Below are 15,312 nucleotides of genomic sequence, written 5' to 3' on the forward strand. Positions count from 1 at the left end.
GGGCAGGCCGGCATGGCCCGCGTTTGTCCCAGCGTCCTTTATACCGCTGCACGAAAAAGCCCCGCCGAAGCGGGGCCGTGCAGCGGTGCGGGTCGGCCGTCAGGCCGTGGCCGGTTCGGGCAGTGCGGGTGCCGGGTCCGGTTCGGCCTCGGCGGCGGCATCGCCGCGCTGGCCGTTGGCCTCGAAGCGCCGGCCCAGCTGCTTGCGCAGCCCTTCCACGCCCTCGGTCTTGCCGGCCACCTTGAGGAAGGCGTAGCCCTCCAGCGCGGCCATCATCACGTCGCTGCCCAGCGCGGTGTCGGTGTCGCGCACGCGCTCCATCAGCCGGGTCAGCTGCACGCTCACCGCCTGCAGCGCGTCGTGGGTTTCAAGGTCGCGGCGCATCTCGTCGATATCGAGGCTGCGCGGCATCAGGTGGCTGTTCTGCGTCATCACCTCGAGCGCCTGCCGGCAGAACGGCTCCGAGCCGTCGCCCATCTTGACCAGCCGCCTGCGCTGGTCAGCGCCGAGCGATACCAGCACCGGCTCGATGGCCTCCCGCAGCGCGGTGAATGCGGTGCCGACCGCGGTCCACTGCTCGGGGGTGAAGTGGATGCTTGCGTGGTTCTGTCCCATGTCGTCCTTAGCTCCATTGAGTGGGTGTTGCGTCCAATGCCGGCCTTCATGGCCGACGGCGGGATTCTAAACAATCCCGGCCGCAAGGTCGGGCGCATGCTCCGCCGCGCGGCGGGTCGGCGCGGCGGCCCGGCCGGTCACCGCCGCCGATTCGACGGCTCGGCGTCCACTGTCAGCCGGGTCACCGCGCTGGGCCGCCGGGTCCCTGCCCGACACCCGCCACCGGACCACGCCGGCGACCCGGCGCACCAGAATGGTGCGGAACCGGACATCCCGCCGCCCGCGTGGTCACGGCCCACGGCGCGCGCGGTCACCCGGCGCGGCGCGGCGGATCGCCGTCCCCACGACTGCCCACGCCACCGCACCCCACACCGGCCGCTTACCTGCACCGGGCCGCCGCTGGGCGGTGTCGTATCCTCGCCCCACGCACACCCGAGGGGGCGGGACGCAATGCCGCTGAGCTGGAACGAGATCAAGGCCCGGGCGATCGCCTTTGCCAAGGAGTGGGAGGACGAGGGCAGCGAGGACGCCGAGGCCAAGTCGTTCTGGGATGCCTTCTTCAACGTGTTCGGGGTCAACCGCCGCCGCATCGCCAGCTTCGAGGTGCCGATCAAGCGCGAGGACGGCTCCGGCGGTTTCATCGACCTGCTGTGGAAGGGCATCCTGCTGGTCGAACACAAGTCGCGCGGCAAGGACCTGGACCGCGCCCTCGGCCAGGCGCGCGACTACTTCCCCGGCCTGAAGGACCGCGACCTGCCGCGTTACGTGCTGGTCAGCGACTTCGAGCACTTCCGCCTGCACGACCTCGACAGCGGCGAGCAGCACGCCTTCGCGCTGAAGGACCTGCACCGCCACATCCGCCTGTTCGGCTTCGTCGCCGGCTACCAGAGCCGCGCCTTCAAGGACCAGGACCCGGTCAACATCCGCGCCGCCGAGCGCATGGGCAAGCTGCACGACGCGCTGCGCGACGACGGCTACACCGGCCACAAGCTCGAAGTGCTGCTGGTGCGCGTGCTGTTCTGCCTGTTCGCCGAGGACACTGGCATCTTCGAGCCGCGCCGGCGCTTCCAGGACTACATCGAGCAACGCACCGCCGCCGACGGCAGCGATCTCGGCGGCCACCTGGCCACCCTGTTCGACGTGCTCAACACCGCGCCGGAGCAGCGCCAGAAGGGGCTGGACGCGCAACTGGCGGGCTTCCCCTACGTCAACGGCAAGCTGTTCGACGAGCGCCTGTCGCCGGCCGCGTTCAACGCCACCATGCGCGAGCGCCTGCTCGACGCCTGCGGGCTGGACTGGAGCGAGATCAGCCCGGCGATCTTCGGCGCGCTGTTCCAGTCGATCATGGACAGCAAGGCGCGGCGCAACCTGGGCGCGCACTACACCAGCGAGAAGAACATCCTCAAGCTGATCGGCCCGCTGTTCCTCGACGGGCTGCGCGCGGAGTTCGACAAGGTGCGCGGCAGCCGGCCGAAGCTGCACGAGTTCCACGAAAAGATCGCCGGACTGAAGTTCCTCGACCCGGCCTGCGGCTGCGGCAACTTCCTCGTCATCGCCTACCGCGAGCTGCGCCTGCTGGAGCTGGAGGTGATCGAGGCGCTGTACCAGAAGGACCTGGAGGCCGGCCAGGCCAGCGACCCGCGGCTGCTGATCAAGTGCAACGTCGACCAGTTCTACGGGATCGAGATCGAGGAGTTCCCGGCGCAGATCGCCCAGCTGGCGCTGTGGCTGGTCGACCACCAGGTGAACCTGCGGGTCAGCGAGATGTTCGGCAACCCGTTCGAGCGGCTGCCGCTGAAGAAGTCCGCCACGATCGTCCACGGCAACGCGCTGCGGATCGATTGGAACGACGTGGTGCCGGCGGCGGAGCTGGATTACATCCTGGGGAATCCGCCGTTTGTCGGGTCCAAGCTGATGACCGCAGACCAGCGCACGGACCTGCTTGGGGTGACTGGAAAGCTGAAGGGCGCGGGCATCCTCGACCTTGTGACCGCGTGGTATCTGAAGGCAGCCGACTACGGGCAGCCCAATCCGGCGATCCGTTGCGCGTTCGTTTCCACCAATTCGATCACGCAGGGCGAGCAAGTGGCCGTTCTGTGGGGCGAGATGCTCGCACGCGGCATCCATATCCAGTTTGCCCACCGCACTTTCCAGTGGAACAACGAGGCGCGGGGCATTGCCGCGGTGCATTGCGTAATAGTCGGATTCGGGCGCGAGCAGGTATCGCCAAAGCGGCTGTTCGACTACGCCACGCTTCGCTCCGAGCCACATGAGATCCTGGCAGCCAACATCAATCCGTTCTTGGTAGACGCGCCGGACTTCGTATTACCGAATCGCAGCAAGCCCATCTGTCCGGTGCCGGAGATAGGCATCGGCAACAAGCCGATCGACGGCGGCTACCTGCTGATGACTTCGGCAGAAAAGGCGGACCTGCTTACCCAAGAGCCCATGGCGGCTCGATTCATTCGGCGCTGGTATGGCGCCGAGGAGTTTTTGAACGACTTGGAGCGGTGGTGTCTGTGGCTGGCGGACGCGACGCCTTCGGAGCTACGCGCCATGCCGGTTGTCCGGCAGCTGATCGAAAAGGTCCGTCGCTATCGGTTGGGCGAGATTGATGCCAAAAGCGGTCGAAAATCCAAAGCAGGACAAAGCTCGCTTGCTCTGGCCGACACCCCGACGCGTTTCCATGTCGAGCGCGTCGCCCAGGACGACTATCTGTTGATTCCTCGTCACTCATCGGAAGGTCGTCCATTCATCCCAATGGGCTTCATGGCGTCCGATTCGCTGTCCGGCGACGCGAACCTCATCAGCACGGATGCAACGCCGTATCACTTCGGCGTCATGCAATCGACGATGCACATGGCATGGGTCCGTGCCGTCTGCGGTCGTCTCGAAAGCCGCTACCGCTATTCCGCCGGCATCGTCTACAACAACTTCCCCTGGCCCGAGTCCCCCGGCGACAAGCAACGCGAGGCCATCGAAACCGCCGCCCAGGGCGTGCTCGACGCCCGCGCCGCCTTCCCCGACAGCACCCTGGCCGACCTCTACGACCCGACCACGATGCCGCCGGCGCTGGTCAAGGCGCACCAAGCGCTGGACCGCGCGGTGGACGCCGCCTACGGCAAGCGTCGCTTCACCAGCGACGCCGAGCGCGTCGCCTTCCTGTTCGAGCGCTACCAGCACCTGACCTCGCTGCTGCCGGCCGCCAAAGCGAAGAAGCCGCGCAAGCGCACGGCTACGAGGGCCGGCAACGGCGCGGAGGCATCGTGATGGCCGACACCCTCCGGGTCGCCGGGCTGTTCGTCGCCACCGCGGTGGCGGAGATCGTCGGTTGCTGGCTGGTGCTGCTGTGGCGCAAGCAGGCGGCCAGCGCGTGGCTGCTGCTGCCGGCGGCGCTCAGCCTGGCGGTGTTCGCGTGGCTGCTGACCCTGCACCCGGTCGCGTCCGGCCGCATCTACGCCGCGTACGGCGGCATCTACGTGGCGACCGCGCTGGCGTGGCTGGTGGTGGTCGACAAGGTCGCGCTGAACCGCGTCGACCTGCTCGGTGGCGGGCTGATCCTGCTGGGTGCGCTGGTCATGGTGGCGGGGCACTGGGGCCGGGCCTAGCGGCACCGAGTCGTCGAGACCGCTCGCGCTGCTTGTGTTGCCTCCGTACGCGATGATGCTGGCGGCGGCGCTCTACAGCGGTTCAGGCCGCCATCCGTGCGCAACTCTCCGCGCACTTCCGGCACGTCTCCGCACAGCGCTGCATCTGCGCGTCGTCGCCCATCGCCTCGCACGACTCGGCACAGCGGCGGCAGACCTCGGCGCAGGCACCGCAGGTGGCGGTGTGCACGGCGGCGCCGCGCAGCATGGCGTCGGCGCTGGTGGCGCAGATGTCGGCGCAGACCGCCATCAGGTTGATGTGCCCGGCCTCGGCGTGCTTTCCGCCCTGCCCCAGGCAGTAGTTGATGGTTTCCAGGCAGATGGCGTGGCAGCGGCTGCAGTTGTCGATGCACTCGTTCATCGCGGGGTCGCGGTGCTCGGCGGTGTGGTGGGTCATGGCGGGCCTCCTGTGTGGGTCGGAACACAAACGCCCCGGCTCTCACCGGGGCGCCTGCTCACGCGATGCCGGCGATGTCACTGCTGGCGGTTGCGGTCCTGGCCGGGGCTCTGCTGCGAACGGTTCTGCTGGTGCTGGTCCTGCTGGCTGCGGGCCTGGGTCTGCTGGTTCTGGTTGCGGCCCTGGGCCTGCTGGCCCTGGTTGCTGCCCTGGTTGCTCTGGTTCTGGCGCTGGTTGTCCTGGTTCTGGCGGTCTTTCACGGTCGTACTCCTTGGGGGGGAGGGATGCCGGCGTGCCGGCGGGTACTGCGTCATGGGTGCAGCAGACCATCGCCGCGGTTACGCACCCGTGAGTCGCAAGGCAGGAAATCATTGGCGTTCATGCGTTCATGAACTTGACTCGGCAGAATCCACGGATGCCCCAACCACCCAAGCCGAGCCTGCGCGAACGCTTCGACGCACTGCGCAACCTGCCACCGTTCCTGCGCCAGATCTGGGCGACCAGCCCGGCGCTGACGGTCACGACGCTGGGCCTGCGCGTGGTGCGGGCGCTGCTGCCGATCGCGACGCTGTACATCGGCAAGCTGATCATCGACGAGGCGGTGCGGCTGGTCGGCGACGGCATCGGCTTCGACACGCTGGAGGCGGCGTGGCGCAGCGGCGTGCTCGACACCCTGCTGTGGCTGCTGGCGCTGGAGTTCGGGCTGGCGATCGTCTCGGACCTGATCGGCCGGCTGGTCAGCTACGGCGACTCGCTGCTGTCGGAGCTGTTCACCAACGCCACCAGTGTGCGGCTGATGGAGCACGCGGCGACGCTCGACCTGGAGGACTTCGAGGACCCGGACCTGCAGGACAAGCTCGACCGCGCCCGGCGCCAGACGATGGGCCGGATGAACCTGATGAGCATGCTGTTCGGCCAGGTGCAGGACGCGATCACCGTGGTGAGCTTCGCGATCGGCCTGCTGGTGTACGCGCCGTGGCTGATCGTGCTGCTGGCGGTGGCGCTGGTGCCGGCGTTCATCGGCGAGTCGCACTTCAACGCGCTGGGCTACTCGCTCAACTACGCGTGGACGCCGGAGCGCCGCCAGCTGGAGTACGTGCGGCAGATGGGCGCCAGCGTCGAGACCGCCAAGGAAGTGAAGATCTTCAACCTCCACCGGTACCTGATCGAGCGCTACCGCACGCTGGCCGACGGCTTCTTCCGCGCCAACCGTGCCCTCGCCCGCCGTCGCGCGGCCTGGGGCACGCTGCTGGCGGCGCTGGGCACGCTGGGCTACTACGTGGCGTATGCGTACATCGCGTGGCGCACGGTCAGCGGCGACTTCACCATCGGCGACCTGACCTTCCTGGCGTCGAGCTTCCGGCGCCTGCGGCAGTTGCTGGAGGGCTTGCTGGTGGGGTTCTCGCAGGTCGCCGGGCAGGCGCTGTACCTGGAGGACCTGTTCTCGTTCTTCGAGATCGAGCCGGAGATCGTCTCGCCGGCCGACGCGGCGCCGGTGCCGCGGCCGATCACGCGTGGCTTCGTGTTCGAGAACGTCGGCTTCCGCTACCCGGACGCCGACAGGTGGGCACTGCGCGGACTGGACTTCGAGCTGCGCGCCGGCGAGGTGCTGGCGCTGGTCGGCGAGAACGGCGCCGGCAAGACCACGCTGGTGAAGCTGCTGGCGCGGCTGTACGACCCGGACGAGGGCCGCATCCTGCTGGACGGCCGCGACCTGCGCGAGTACGACCTCGACGCGCTGCGCGCCAACATCGGCGTGATCTTCCAGGACTTCGTGCGCTACCACCTGACCGCCGGCGAGAACATCGGCGTCGGCCAGATCGAGGCCATGGGCGACGAGGCCCGCATCCGCGAGGCCGCGCGGCGGGCGATGGCCCACGGGGTGATCGAAGGCCTGCCGATGGGCTACGACCAGTTGATCGGGCGGCGCTTCAAGACCGGCGTCGACCTGTCCGGCGGTCAGTGGCAGAAGATCGCGATCGCCCGCGCCTACATGCGCGACGCGCAGGTGATGATCCTCGACGAACCGACCGCGGCGCTGGATGCACGGTCGGAGTTCGAGGTGTTCCAGCGCTTCAAGGAGCTGTCGGACCAGCGCACCGCGGTGCTGATCAGCCACCGGTTCAGCAGCGTGCGCATGGCCGACCGGATCCTGGTGCTGGCCGAGGGCCGGCTGGAGGCGAGCGGCACGCATGAGGAGCTGATGGCCGAGGGCGGGCGCTACGCGGAGCTGTTCGAGCTGCAGGCGGCGGGGTACCGCTGAGGGGGCCGATGCGCCTGCCGTGAGGCCGGGCGATGCGCCTACCGGTAGCTACGCCCCACCCGTAGGAGCGACGTAAGTCGCGACCTGTACATCGCGTCCGGATAGGCCTGATCCGCAGCTGCGATGGAGTGCCCGAAGCGGCTCCGGGAACATCCTCCCCACTCCACCCGATCAGACTCCGGACACCCCGACCCGGTCGCGACTTACGTCGCTCCTACGTCTGGTCCGAATCGCGCGGACCTTCCTTTTGCAAACCATTGCCGCCGCCCTAACGCATCGCGGACTAGCGTCGGACCTCCCGTCGGCGGAGAACCCCGATGAACCGTGGCAACCACAGCGGCCCGCGCCGCGAGCACGACGCCCCGACCGGCCAGCGCGGCGCCGGGGCGCGCTTCAACCCCGGTGAACGCGAGTACCGCGACCTGCCCTCCATCACCAACCGCCAGTGGGGCGCGCAGTCCGAGGGCGACGACGCCTACTCCTACGGTTACGACGGCCAGGGCGGTTACGGCGACTTCACCCAGGGCGGCTACGGCGAGGACCAGGGCCGCTACGCGCAGAGCGGCCACGGGCGCGGCGGTTCGGACTACGCCAGCGCCACCCGGGTGTCGCGCGGGGTCAGCCATCAGGGCCGCGGCCCGCGCAACTACACGCGGCCGGACGCCAGCATCGTCGACGAGCTGATCGACCGGATGACCGAGCACGACGCGCTGGACGCGACCGAGATCCTGGTGATGGTCGAGGACGGCGTGGTGACGCTGACCGGCGAGGTGCCCGAGCGCCGGATGAAGCACCTGGCCGAGGACCTCGCCGACGAGGTGCGCGGCGTGCGCGACATCCATAACCGGATCAGCGTCGACAACGGCGCGTCGTCGTTCGGCCCGCCCGGCCGCGGCGTGCGCAGCGGCGACAACCAGGTCGGCAGCGGGTTCTCGAGTTCCGGCCGGGTCAGTGATCCGTTGTCGGACGACGCCGTGCGCGTGGGCCGCGCCGGCACCGAACCGGACGCACCGGAGCGGCACCGGGCGAACATGGAAGCCGGCAGTGGAAAGCAGCGGAAGAAGTAGCCGCTGCGCGCAGCCGCTAGCGCAACAGCAACACCGGCACCTGGCAGCTGCGCAGCACCGCGGACGTGGTGCTGCCGACGATCAGGCGGCGGATGCGCGAGTGGCCGTAGGCGCCCATCACCAGCAGGTCGATGCGCTGGTCGCACACGTGCGCGGCGATGGCGTCTTCCGGGTCGCCGTCGACGCTGTGAGCGGTGGCGGAAAAGTCCGCTTCCAGTAGCGTCCGCGTCGCCCAATCCAGATCGCGCCGGCCCTCGCCGTCACCGACAGCCAGCAACTGCACCTCCAGCTCGCGGAACAGCGGGCTGGCGGCAACCATCTCGACCGCCTTGCGGGTGGTTGGGCTGCCGTCGAATGCGATCAGCACCCGCTGGACCGGCCGGAACTCGCGCGAGGCGACCAGTAGCGGCCGGTGCACGGCGCGCACGACACGTTCAAGTTCGCCGCCGAGGTGGCCCTTGGCGAAGTCGGCATGCTCGCCGCGCTTGCCGAGCACGAACAGGCGCACGCCCTCCTCCAGTTCCAGCAGCGTGTCGACCAGCCCGCCGTGGCGCAGGCGCAGGTCGACATCGTCGGCGCCGGCGGTGGCCGCCATCTGGCGGGCCTGCTGCAGCAGCAGGCGTCCGCGCTCCTGGGCCAGCTTCGAGCGCGTCTCGTCGAGCGCGGTCAGCTGCAGCAGCAGGGTCTCCTGCTCGCCCAGGGCGAGGTTGCCGCTCAGGTCGACCGGGGCGGTCTGCTCGACCGGGTCGATCACGTGGACCAGCTCCAGCGGCGCGGCCAGCCGCGCGGCGGCCCAGGCGGCGTGCTGGCAGACGCTGCCGGTGTAGGCGGAGGCATCAACGGCGGCGAGCACGCGGCCGTCGCGGTTCAACGGGGATGTCTCGGTCATCGTCGCCTCCTCAGTGATCGCCCATGAGCCGTTCGGCACCCGGCTTGTCGTGCACGCCGAGCCGCGTGACCAGCGTGGCGCTGGCCTCGTTCAGGCCGACGACCTCGACCTGCGTGCCCTCGCGGCGGAACTTCATCACCACCTTGTCGAGCGCGCCGACCGCGGTCAAATCCCAGAAGTGCGCACCGCCGACGTCGATGCGGACCCGCTCGACCGCCTCGCGGAAGTCGAAGCGGTTGACGAAGTCCTGCGCCGAAGCGAAGAACACCTGCCCGGTGACGGTGTAGTGCCGCGCCCTGCCCTCGTCGGCCGACACCGAGCCGATATGCAGCACCTGCCCGACCTTGCGCGCGAAGAACAGCGCCGACAGCAGCACGCCGGTCAGCACGCCCTTGGCGAGGTCGTGGGTCAGCACCGTCACCACCACCGTGCCGACCATGACAACGCTGGAAGTCGGCGGGTGCTTGCGCAGGTCGCGGATCGAGGACCAGCTGAAGGTGCCGATCGACACCATGATCATCACCGCCACCAGCGCCGCCATCGGGATCTGCTTCACCCACGGCCCGGCGAAGACGACGAGGACGAGCAGGAACACGCCCGCGACCAGCGTCGACAGCCGCCCGCGGCCGCCGGACTTCACGTTGATCACCGACTGCCCGATCATCGCGCAGCCGGCCATGCCGCCGAGCAGGCCGGAGGCGATGTTGGCGATGCCCTGCCCGCGCGCCTCGCGGTTCTTGTCGCTGGGCGTGTCGGTGAGGTCGTCGACGATCTGCGCGGTCAACATCGATTCCAGCAGGCCGACCACCGCCAGCGTCGCCGACACCGGCAGCACGATCGACAGCGTCTCCAGCGTCAGCGGCACCTGCGGCAGGAGGAAGATCGGCAGGCTGTCGGGCAGCTCGCCCATGTCGCCGACGGTCGGCACCCGGATGCCCATCGCCAGCGCGAACGCGGTCAGCGCCACGATCGCGACCAGTGGCGAGGGGATCGTCCGGGTCAGCCGCGGGAACAGATAGATGATCGCCAGCCCCGCCGCGACCATCGGGTACACCATCCACGGCACGCCGACCAGCTGCGGCAACTGCGCCACGAAGATCAGGATCGCCAGCGCGTTGACGAAGCCGGTGATCACCGAGCGCGAGACGAACCGCATCAGCGCCGGCAGCTTCGCCACGCCCGCGAGGATCTGCAGCACGCCGGTCAGCAGCGTCGCCATCAGCAGGTACTGCAGGCCGTGGTCGCGGACCAGGTCGACCATCACCAGCGCCATCGCGCCGGTCGCGGCAGAGATCATCGCCGGCCGTCCGCCGGCGAAGGCGATCACCACCGCGATGCAGAACGACGCGTAGAGGCCGACCTTGGGGTCGACCCCGGCAATGATGGAAAACGCGATCGCCTCCGGGATCAGCGCGAGGGCGACGACGAGGCCGGAAAGCACGTCGCCACGGATATTGCCGAGCCAGTCCTGGCGCAGCTGTCGGGTATCGAACAAGGGGAGCTCCTGCCGCGGAATGGTGGCCGCGAATGTCGAACGCCGGGGCGAGGCCCGCACCCGGAGCCGGCCATTGTAGGAGCGACGTGAGTCGCGACCTACTGACCATCCAACCTCGCGGTGATCAACGCGTTGAGCCGGTCGCGCGACCGGGAGCACGCGTGGACCGTCAATACATCGGTTGTCAGTGGGTCGCGACTCACGTCGCTCCTACGGGGCCGGGCGCGTACGGAAGTCCGGCGCGGCGGGGAAAGGCAGTCGGACGACGGCCGGCTTCAGAACAGCGGCGCCTGCGGCGGCTCCGGCGCGCTGTAGTCGAGCTGGCCGTCGACGATCCGCGCGGCCGAGGTGTACGGGTGCTCCTCGCTGCGGCCGGGGGCGGCCAGGTGGATCACCTCCCAGCCGTGGGCCTTGAAGTCGTCGGCGATCAGCCCGCGGTGGCACTGCCACCACAGCGCCTCGGCGCACATGATCGCCACCCGCGTGGTGCCGGCCAGTTCGGCAAGCCGGTCGCGTGCGCGCTGCCACGGGGCGGTTTCCATGTAGTCGGCGTAGCCGCGGAAGCTGGCGTTGCGCCACGCGGTGTTGCGGGTGTCCGGGTCGGCCTTGCGGCGGCCGCCGAGGTCCGGCATCGGCAGGTAGCGGAATCCTGCTTCCGGCAGCGTGTGCGCCATCGTCTCGCCGGAGAACTGCGGGTTGCGCCGCGAACCGGCAAAGCGCCGCACGTCGACCAGCACCTCGATCCCCGCCTCGCCGAGCATGCCGGTGAACACCTCCCACTCGCGGGTCGAGTGGCCGATGGTCCACAGCGTGCCGGCCACCGCCTCGTTGCCGTTGTTGTCCATGCGGCCATCGTGCCGGCCGCCGCGTTAAGCACGCGGCCAGACACGGCACCGGTGGTGAAGCGGCGTTGACGCGGGCCGGACTAGGCTGCGGTCGACCCCGTGGAGACCGAGATGAACCAGCGCGACACCGATGCAGCCGCGGCCATGCCGACCGCCGACACCGGCCTCGCCGTGGCTCGCGAAGACGCCACCCGCGCGCCCGACGGCTACGTCGCCGAGAGCGGCCTCGCGCGCACCGCGAAGATCCTCAGGTTCCTGCTGAAGTACCGCAACGCCGGCGTCTTCAGCGGCCTCGACCTCGACGCCGCCACCGCCGGCCACGACATCCCGCCGCAGACCGAAGGCCGGCCGGAGCAGTTCGTCAGCGACCTGGAGGCGCTCGGCCCGACCTTCGTCAAGATCGGCCAGGCGCTGTCGACCCGGCCCGACATGGTCCCGCCGGAGTACATGGCCGCGTTGGAGCGGATGCAGGACAACGTATCGCCGGTGGAGTTCGCGGTGATCCGGCAGGCGGTGGAGGACGCGCTCGGCGTGAAGCTGACCACGGCCTTCCAGACCTTCGACGAGACCCCGCTGGGCTGCGCCTCGCTGGCGCAGGTGCACCGGGCGACGCTGCGCGACGGCCGCGCGGTGGCGGTGAAGGTGCAGCGCCCGCACGCGGTCGAGCAGATCCGCGCCGACCTCGATGCGCTGGCGTCGATCGCCGGCCGCATCGACCACTCCACCCGCATCGGCCGGCGCATGCGCTTCGGCGACTGGGTGCACGAGTTCCGCAAGACCCTGCTGGCCGAGCTCGACTACCGCACGGAGGCCGAGAACCTCGACCGCTTCGCCCGCCACTTCCGCTCCTACCCCGAGCTGACCGTGCCGGCGCCGGTGTGGGACCTGACCCGCACGCGGGTGCTGACGATGGACCTGGTGACCGGCACCAAGGTCACCGACATCAGCGGCATGCGGCGGGCCGAGGAGCCGCTGGACGAACTCGCCGAAGCGCTGATGCGCGGCTACCTCGACCAGACCTTTGTGCACGGCGAGATCCACGCCGACCCGCACCCTGGCAACCTGCTGGTGACGCCCGACGGCCGGCTGGCGATCTTCGACCTCGGCATGGTCGCCCACGTGCCGCCGCGCCAGCGCGACCACCTGCTGAAGCTACTGTTCGCCGCGGTCGACGGCCGCGGCGAGGAGGTTGCCGGCGAGGCGATTGCGATGGGCACGCGGCTGGAGGACTTCGACGAGGAGCGCTACCTGCGCGAGGTCGGCCAGCTGGTGTCGCGCTACGCCGCGCACCAGTCCGGCGGTGGCGGTCACGTCAGCTCGCTGTCGGAGGGCCGGCTGGTGCTGGACCTGACCCGGATCGCCACCGCCTGCGGCCTGCGCACGCCGCCCGAGCTGAGCCTGCTGGGCAAGACCCTGCTGAGCCTGGAATCGGTCTGCCACGCGCTGGACCCGGAGCTGGACGTCAAGCGGATCGTCGAGCAGCACCTCGACCACGTGATGCGCGAGCGGCTGCGCAAGTCGCTGTCGCCCGCGCACCTGGCCGGCGACCTGCTCGATCTGCACGGCCTGCTGCGCGACGCCCCGCGCAAGCTGTCGGACACGCTGTCGCTGCTGGCCGACAACCGCCTGCAGATCCGCGTGGCGGGGCTGGAGGATTCGCAGTTGCTGGAGGCGCTGCAGAAGATCGCCAACCGCGTAGCCGCCGGCGTGGTCACCGCCGCGCTGGTCCTCGCCTCGGCGCTGATGATGCGGGTCGACGCCGGGCCGCAGTTGCTGGGCTACCCGGCGATCGCGCTGGTGCTGTTCCTGATCGGCGCGGCGCTGGGCATCGCGATCGTCTGGAGCGCGCTGTACAGCGACCGCCGGGCCAAGCCGCGCGAAGAACGGGCGCCACGCTGACATGCACCGCGCATCCGCCCCCACCACCTGGCCCGCCTCCGTCCGCGACCGGCTCGAGCACCTAGTGATCGACGCCGACGACCACCTCGACGCCGCCTGGCGCCGGCTCGACACCCGCCTGGGCCGCAACCAGCCCCGCCACCTCGCCGCCTACCGCGGCTATGCGGACGAGCGCGGCGCCGAGCTGTTCGGCCGGGTGCTGGCGGAGAAGCCGCAGGGCGGCCCGGAGGACGACGCCAGCTGGTGGGACAACCTGCTCGACACCTACCGCCGCTTCGAGAGCGACGAGGTGCCGGGCATCAAGCTGGAGGCGCGGTTCCGCGGCGCCCGGGTCGACGCGATCAGCGACCACGAGGGCTACTACACCGCCGCCATCCCGCTCGACGGAGCCGCCGCGGCGCCCACCGACGCGCTGTGGGAGAACGCCATCGTCACCCTCGACGACGGCACCCTGGCCACGCCGCAGCCGGTGCTGCAGGTCCGCGCCGACGCCGGTTTCGGGATCATCTCCGACATCGACGACACCGTGCTGCAAAGTTCGATCACCGACTGGAAGACCGCGGCACAACTGACCTTCCTGCACAACGCGCGCACCCGCAAGCCGCTGGCCGGCGTCGCCCGGTTGTACCAGGCACTGCAGGAAGGCGCCGACCGCAGCGGCCGCCACCCGGTCTTCTACGTGTCCTCCTCGCCGTGGAACCTCTACGACCTGCTGGAGGATTTCATGGACCTCAACGCGATCCCGTGCGGGCCGATCTTCCTGCGCGACCTCGGCACCGACACCGGCAAGTTCATCAAGACCGAGGGCCACGGCCACAAGCTGGAACGCGCACGCACGTTGATCCAGCGCTTCCCCGCCCTGCGCTGGGTGCTGCTGGGCGACTCCGGCCAGGCCGACGCCGAGCTCTACGCCGAGGCCGCCCGCGAGTTCGGCGAGCGCATCGCCGCCATCTACATCCGCGACGTCGACCCCGGCGCCGACTCACCACTGGACCTGAAGGTCGACGGCTTCATCGAGAAAGTCGCCGGCACGTCGGTCCCGATGCTGCGCAGCCGCGACAGCCTCGCGATCGCCGAGCATGCCGCCGGGCTGGGCCTGATCGACCCAGCGCGGATCCCCGGGATCACCGCCGAGGTGCGCCGCGACCACGCCCGGCCGACCCTCGGCGAGGCCGCGGCGGACGAGGCGAAAGAGCAGGTCAAGGGGCAGCTGGAGGATGCGGTCGACGCCGCCACCGGTGGCGCAAAGCCCCCGGGGTGACGCTCGGCTAAAATGGCGGGCTCCCACGTCCGGCCCCGCTTCCGCAATGTCATCCGCCTTCGGCACCGAAACCGTGCTCGACGTCCGCCACTGGACCGACGACTACTTCAGCTTCACCACCACCCGCGACTCCGGCTTCCGGTTCGACAACGGCCAGTTCGTGATGATCGGCCTGCCGGTCGCGCAGCCCGACGGCAGCAGCAAGCCGTTGCTGCGCGCCTACTCGATCGCCAGCGCCAACTGGGAGGAGCAGCTGGAGTTCTTCAGCATCAAGGTGCCGGACGGTCCGCTGACCTCGCGGCTGCAGCACATCAAGGCCGGCGACACCGTCCTGCTGGGCCGCAAGCCCACCGGCACCCTGCTGATCCATGACCTGCACCCCGGCCGCAACCTGTACCTGCTGGGTACCGGCACCGGCTTCGCGCCGTGGCTGTCGGTGATCAAGGACCCGGAAACCTACGAGCGCTTCGAGCGGGTGATCCTGTGCCACGGCGTGCGCCGCGCCGCGGACCTGGCCTACCGCGACTACATCGAGAAGGAGCTGCCGCACCACGAGTTCCTCGGCGAACTGATCGGCGACAAGCTGCGGTACTTCCCGGCCGTCACCCGCGAGGATTTCACCTACGGGGGCCGCGACCACCGTGGCCGCATGACCGACATGATGGCGACCGGGCAGATGATGCAGCACCTCGGCATCGAGCCGCTGGACCCGGAGCACGACCGCGCGATGATCTGCGGCAGCCCGCAGATGCTGGCCGACTTCCGCGCCCTGCTCGACGGCCGCGGCTTCACCGCCGCGCCGCGCATCGGCACGCCGGGGCAGTACGTGTTCGAGCGGGCGTTCGTCGAGAAGTAGACGTTGCCGCGGTTGTCAACGGGTTCCCGCTCCCGTTGCCTGCCGCCACAATCGGCCGCCCCGCCGGTGCCGCACGCG

13 protein-coding genes are annotated in these 15,312 nt (G+C 69.8%); 7 read left to right on the forward strand and 6 right to left on the reverse strand.

Annotated features, from left to right (window positions below; genetic code table 11):
* Positions 1-99: 99 nt before the first annotated feature.
* Positions 100-615, reverse strand: coding sequence for a hypothetical protein (locus tag N799_RS00625; RefSeq protein WP_036206312.1), 516 nt, complete (start codon positions 613-615; stop codon positions 100-102).
* Between the two features lie 450 nt (positions 616-1,065).
* On the opposite strand from N799_RS00625, the gene N799_RS00630 reads away from it, so the two are divergent.
* Complete coding sequence (locus N799_RS00630) at positions 1,066-3,885, forward strand: class I SAM-dependent DNA methyltransferase (RefSeq protein ID WP_036206315.1); 2,820 nt, start codon at positions 1,066-1,068, stop codon at positions 3,883-3,885.
* Entirely contained in the window at positions 3,885-4,223 is a 339-nt protein-coding gene (locus N799_RS00635; protein ID WP_036206318.1) for a YnfA family protein, read from the forward strand. Before N799_RS00630 ends, N799_RS00635 begins: the two co-directional genes overlap by 1 nt.
* A gap of 82 nt (positions 4,224-4,305) precedes the next feature.
* On the opposite strand, the gene N799_RS00640 is transcribed toward N799_RS00635, so the two are convergent.
* Together N799_RS00640 and N799_RS14150 are read right to left on the reverse strand one after the other, a co-directional pair.
* A complete protein-coding gene (locus N799_RS00640) occupies positions 4,306-4,659 on the reverse strand; it encodes a four-helix bundle copper-binding protein (protein ID WP_036206321.1) in 354 nt (117 codons plus the stop codon).
* A gap of 77 nt (positions 4,660-4,736) precedes the next feature.
* The gene (locus tag N799_RS14150; RefSeq protein ID WP_052100851.1) at positions 4,737-4,919 is read right to left on the reverse strand and encodes a hypothetical protein; all 183 of its coding nucleotides are present in this window, start codon (positions 4,917-4,919) and stop codon (positions 4,737-4,739) included.
* 155 nt (positions 4,920-5,074) lie between these two features.
* Between N799_RS14150 and N799_RS00650 the strand changes: the two genes are divergently transcribed.
* Together N799_RS00650 and N799_RS14155 are read left to right on the forward strand one after the other, a co-directional pair.
* Positions 5,075-6,922 carry an ABC transporter ATP-binding protein gene (locus N799_RS00650; RefSeq protein WP_036206325.1) on the forward strand — a complete coding sequence of 616 codons (1,848 nt, stop codon included), beginning with the start codon at positions 5,075-5,077 and terminating at the stop codon, positions 6,920-6,922.
* 317 nt (positions 6,923-7,239) lie between these two features.
* On the forward strand, positions 7,240-7,989 hold the full coding sequence (locus N799_RS14155; protein WP_052100855.1) for a BON domain-containing protein: 750 nt from the start codon (positions 7,240-7,242) through the stop codon (positions 7,987-7,989).
* Between the two features lie 16 nt (positions 7,990-8,005).
* Here N799_RS14155 and N799_RS00660 read toward each other — a convergent pair whose 3' ends face one another.
* The 3 genes from N799_RS00660 to N799_RS00670 all read right to left on the reverse strand — a co-directional run bounded on the left by N799_RS00660 (position 8,006) and on the right by N799_RS00670 (position 11,218).
* Entirely contained in the window at positions 8,006-8,878 is an 873-nt protein-coding gene (locus N799_RS00660; protein ID WP_036206328.1) for a universal stress protein, read from the reverse strand.
* Positions 8,879-8,888: 10 nt separating this feature from the next.
* Positions 8,889-10,355, reverse strand: a complete 1,467-nt coding sequence (locus N799_RS00665; RefSeq protein ID WP_203225005.1) for a SulP family inorganic anion transporter — start codon at positions 10,353-10,355, stop codon at positions 8,889-8,891.
* A gap of 293 nt (positions 10,356-10,648) precedes the next feature.
* Positions 10,649-11,218, reverse strand: coding sequence for a DUF488 domain-containing protein (locus N799_RS00670; RefSeq protein ID WP_036206333.1), 570 nt, complete (start codon positions 11,216-11,218; stop codon positions 10,649-10,651).
* A gap of 111 nt (positions 11,219-11,329) precedes the next feature.
* On the opposite strand from N799_RS00670, the gene N799_RS00675 reads away from it, so the two are divergent.
* The 3 genes from N799_RS00675 to N799_RS00685 are packed head-to-tail and all read left to right on the forward strand — an operon-like array spanning position 11,330 to position 15,234.
* Complete coding sequence (locus tag N799_RS00675) at positions 11,330-13,117, forward strand: ABC1 kinase family protein (RefSeq protein WP_203224995.1); 1,788 nt, start codon at positions 11,330-11,332, stop codon at positions 13,115-13,117.
* A gap of 1 nt (position 13,118) precedes the next feature.
* Positions 13,119-14,378, forward strand: coding sequence for an App1 family protein phosphatidate phosphatase (locus N799_RS00680; protein ID WP_052100857.1), 1,260 nt, complete (start codon positions 13,119-13,121; stop codon positions 14,376-14,378).
* Positions 14,379-14,424: 46 nt separating this feature from the next.
* Complete coding sequence (locus N799_RS00685) at positions 14,425-15,234, forward strand: ferredoxin--NADP reductase (protein ID WP_036206336.1); 810 nt, start codon at positions 14,425-14,427, stop codon at positions 15,232-15,234.
* The last annotated feature ends 78 nt before the right edge of the window (positions 15,235-15,312 follow it).

The organism is Lysobacter arseniciresistens ZS79 (assembly GCF_000768335.1).
Taxonomy (GTDB): Bacteria; Pseudomonadota; Gammaproteobacteria; order Xanthomonadales; family Xanthomonadaceae; genus Novilysobacter; species Novilysobacter arseniciresistens.

Bases quoted from the DNA above. Each gene is read 5' to 3' on its own strand.
- N799_RS00660 (WP_036206328.1), bottom strand. From the start codon at position 8,878: ATGACCGAGACATCCCCGTTGAACCGCGACGGCCGCGTGCTCGCCGCC.
- N799_RS14155 (WP_052100855.1), top strand. From the start codon at position 7,240: ATGAACCGTGGCAACCACAGCGGCCCGCGCCGCGAGCACGACGCCCCG.
- N799_RS00675 (WP_203224995.1), top strand. From the start codon at position 11,330: ATGAACCAGCGCGACACCGATGCAGCCGCGGCCATGCCGACCGCCGAC.
- N799_RS00670 (WP_036206333.1), bottom strand. From the start codon at position 11,218: ATGGACAACAACGGCAACGAGGCGGTGGCCGGCACGCTGTGGACCATC.
- N799_RS00630 (WP_036206315.1), top strand. From the start codon at position 1,066: ATGCCGCTGAGCTGGAACGAGATCAAGGCCCGGGCGATCGCCTTTGCC.
- N799_RS00650 (WP_036206325.1), top strand. From the start codon at position 5,075: ATGCCCCAACCACCCAAGCCGAGCCTGCGCGAACGCTTCGACGCACTG.
- N799_RS00685 (WP_036206336.1), top strand. From the start codon at position 14,425: ATGTCATCCGCCTTCGGCACCGAAACCGTGCTCGACGTCCGCCACTGG.
- N799_RS00680 (WP_052100857.1), top strand. From the start codon at position 13,119: ATGCACCGCGCATCCGCCCCCACCACCTGGCCCGCCTCCGTCCGCGAC.
- N799_RS00625 (WP_036206312.1), bottom strand. From the start codon at position 615: ATGGGACAGAACCACGCAAGCATCCACTTCACCCCCGAGCAGTGGACC.
- N799_RS00640 (WP_036206321.1), bottom strand. From the start codon at position 4,659: ATGACCCACCACACCGCCGAGCACCGCGACCCCGCGATGAACGAGTGC.
- N799_RS00635 (WP_036206318.1), top strand. From the start codon at position 3,885: ATGGCCGACACCCTCCGGGTCGCCGGGCTGTTCGTCGCCACCGCGGTG.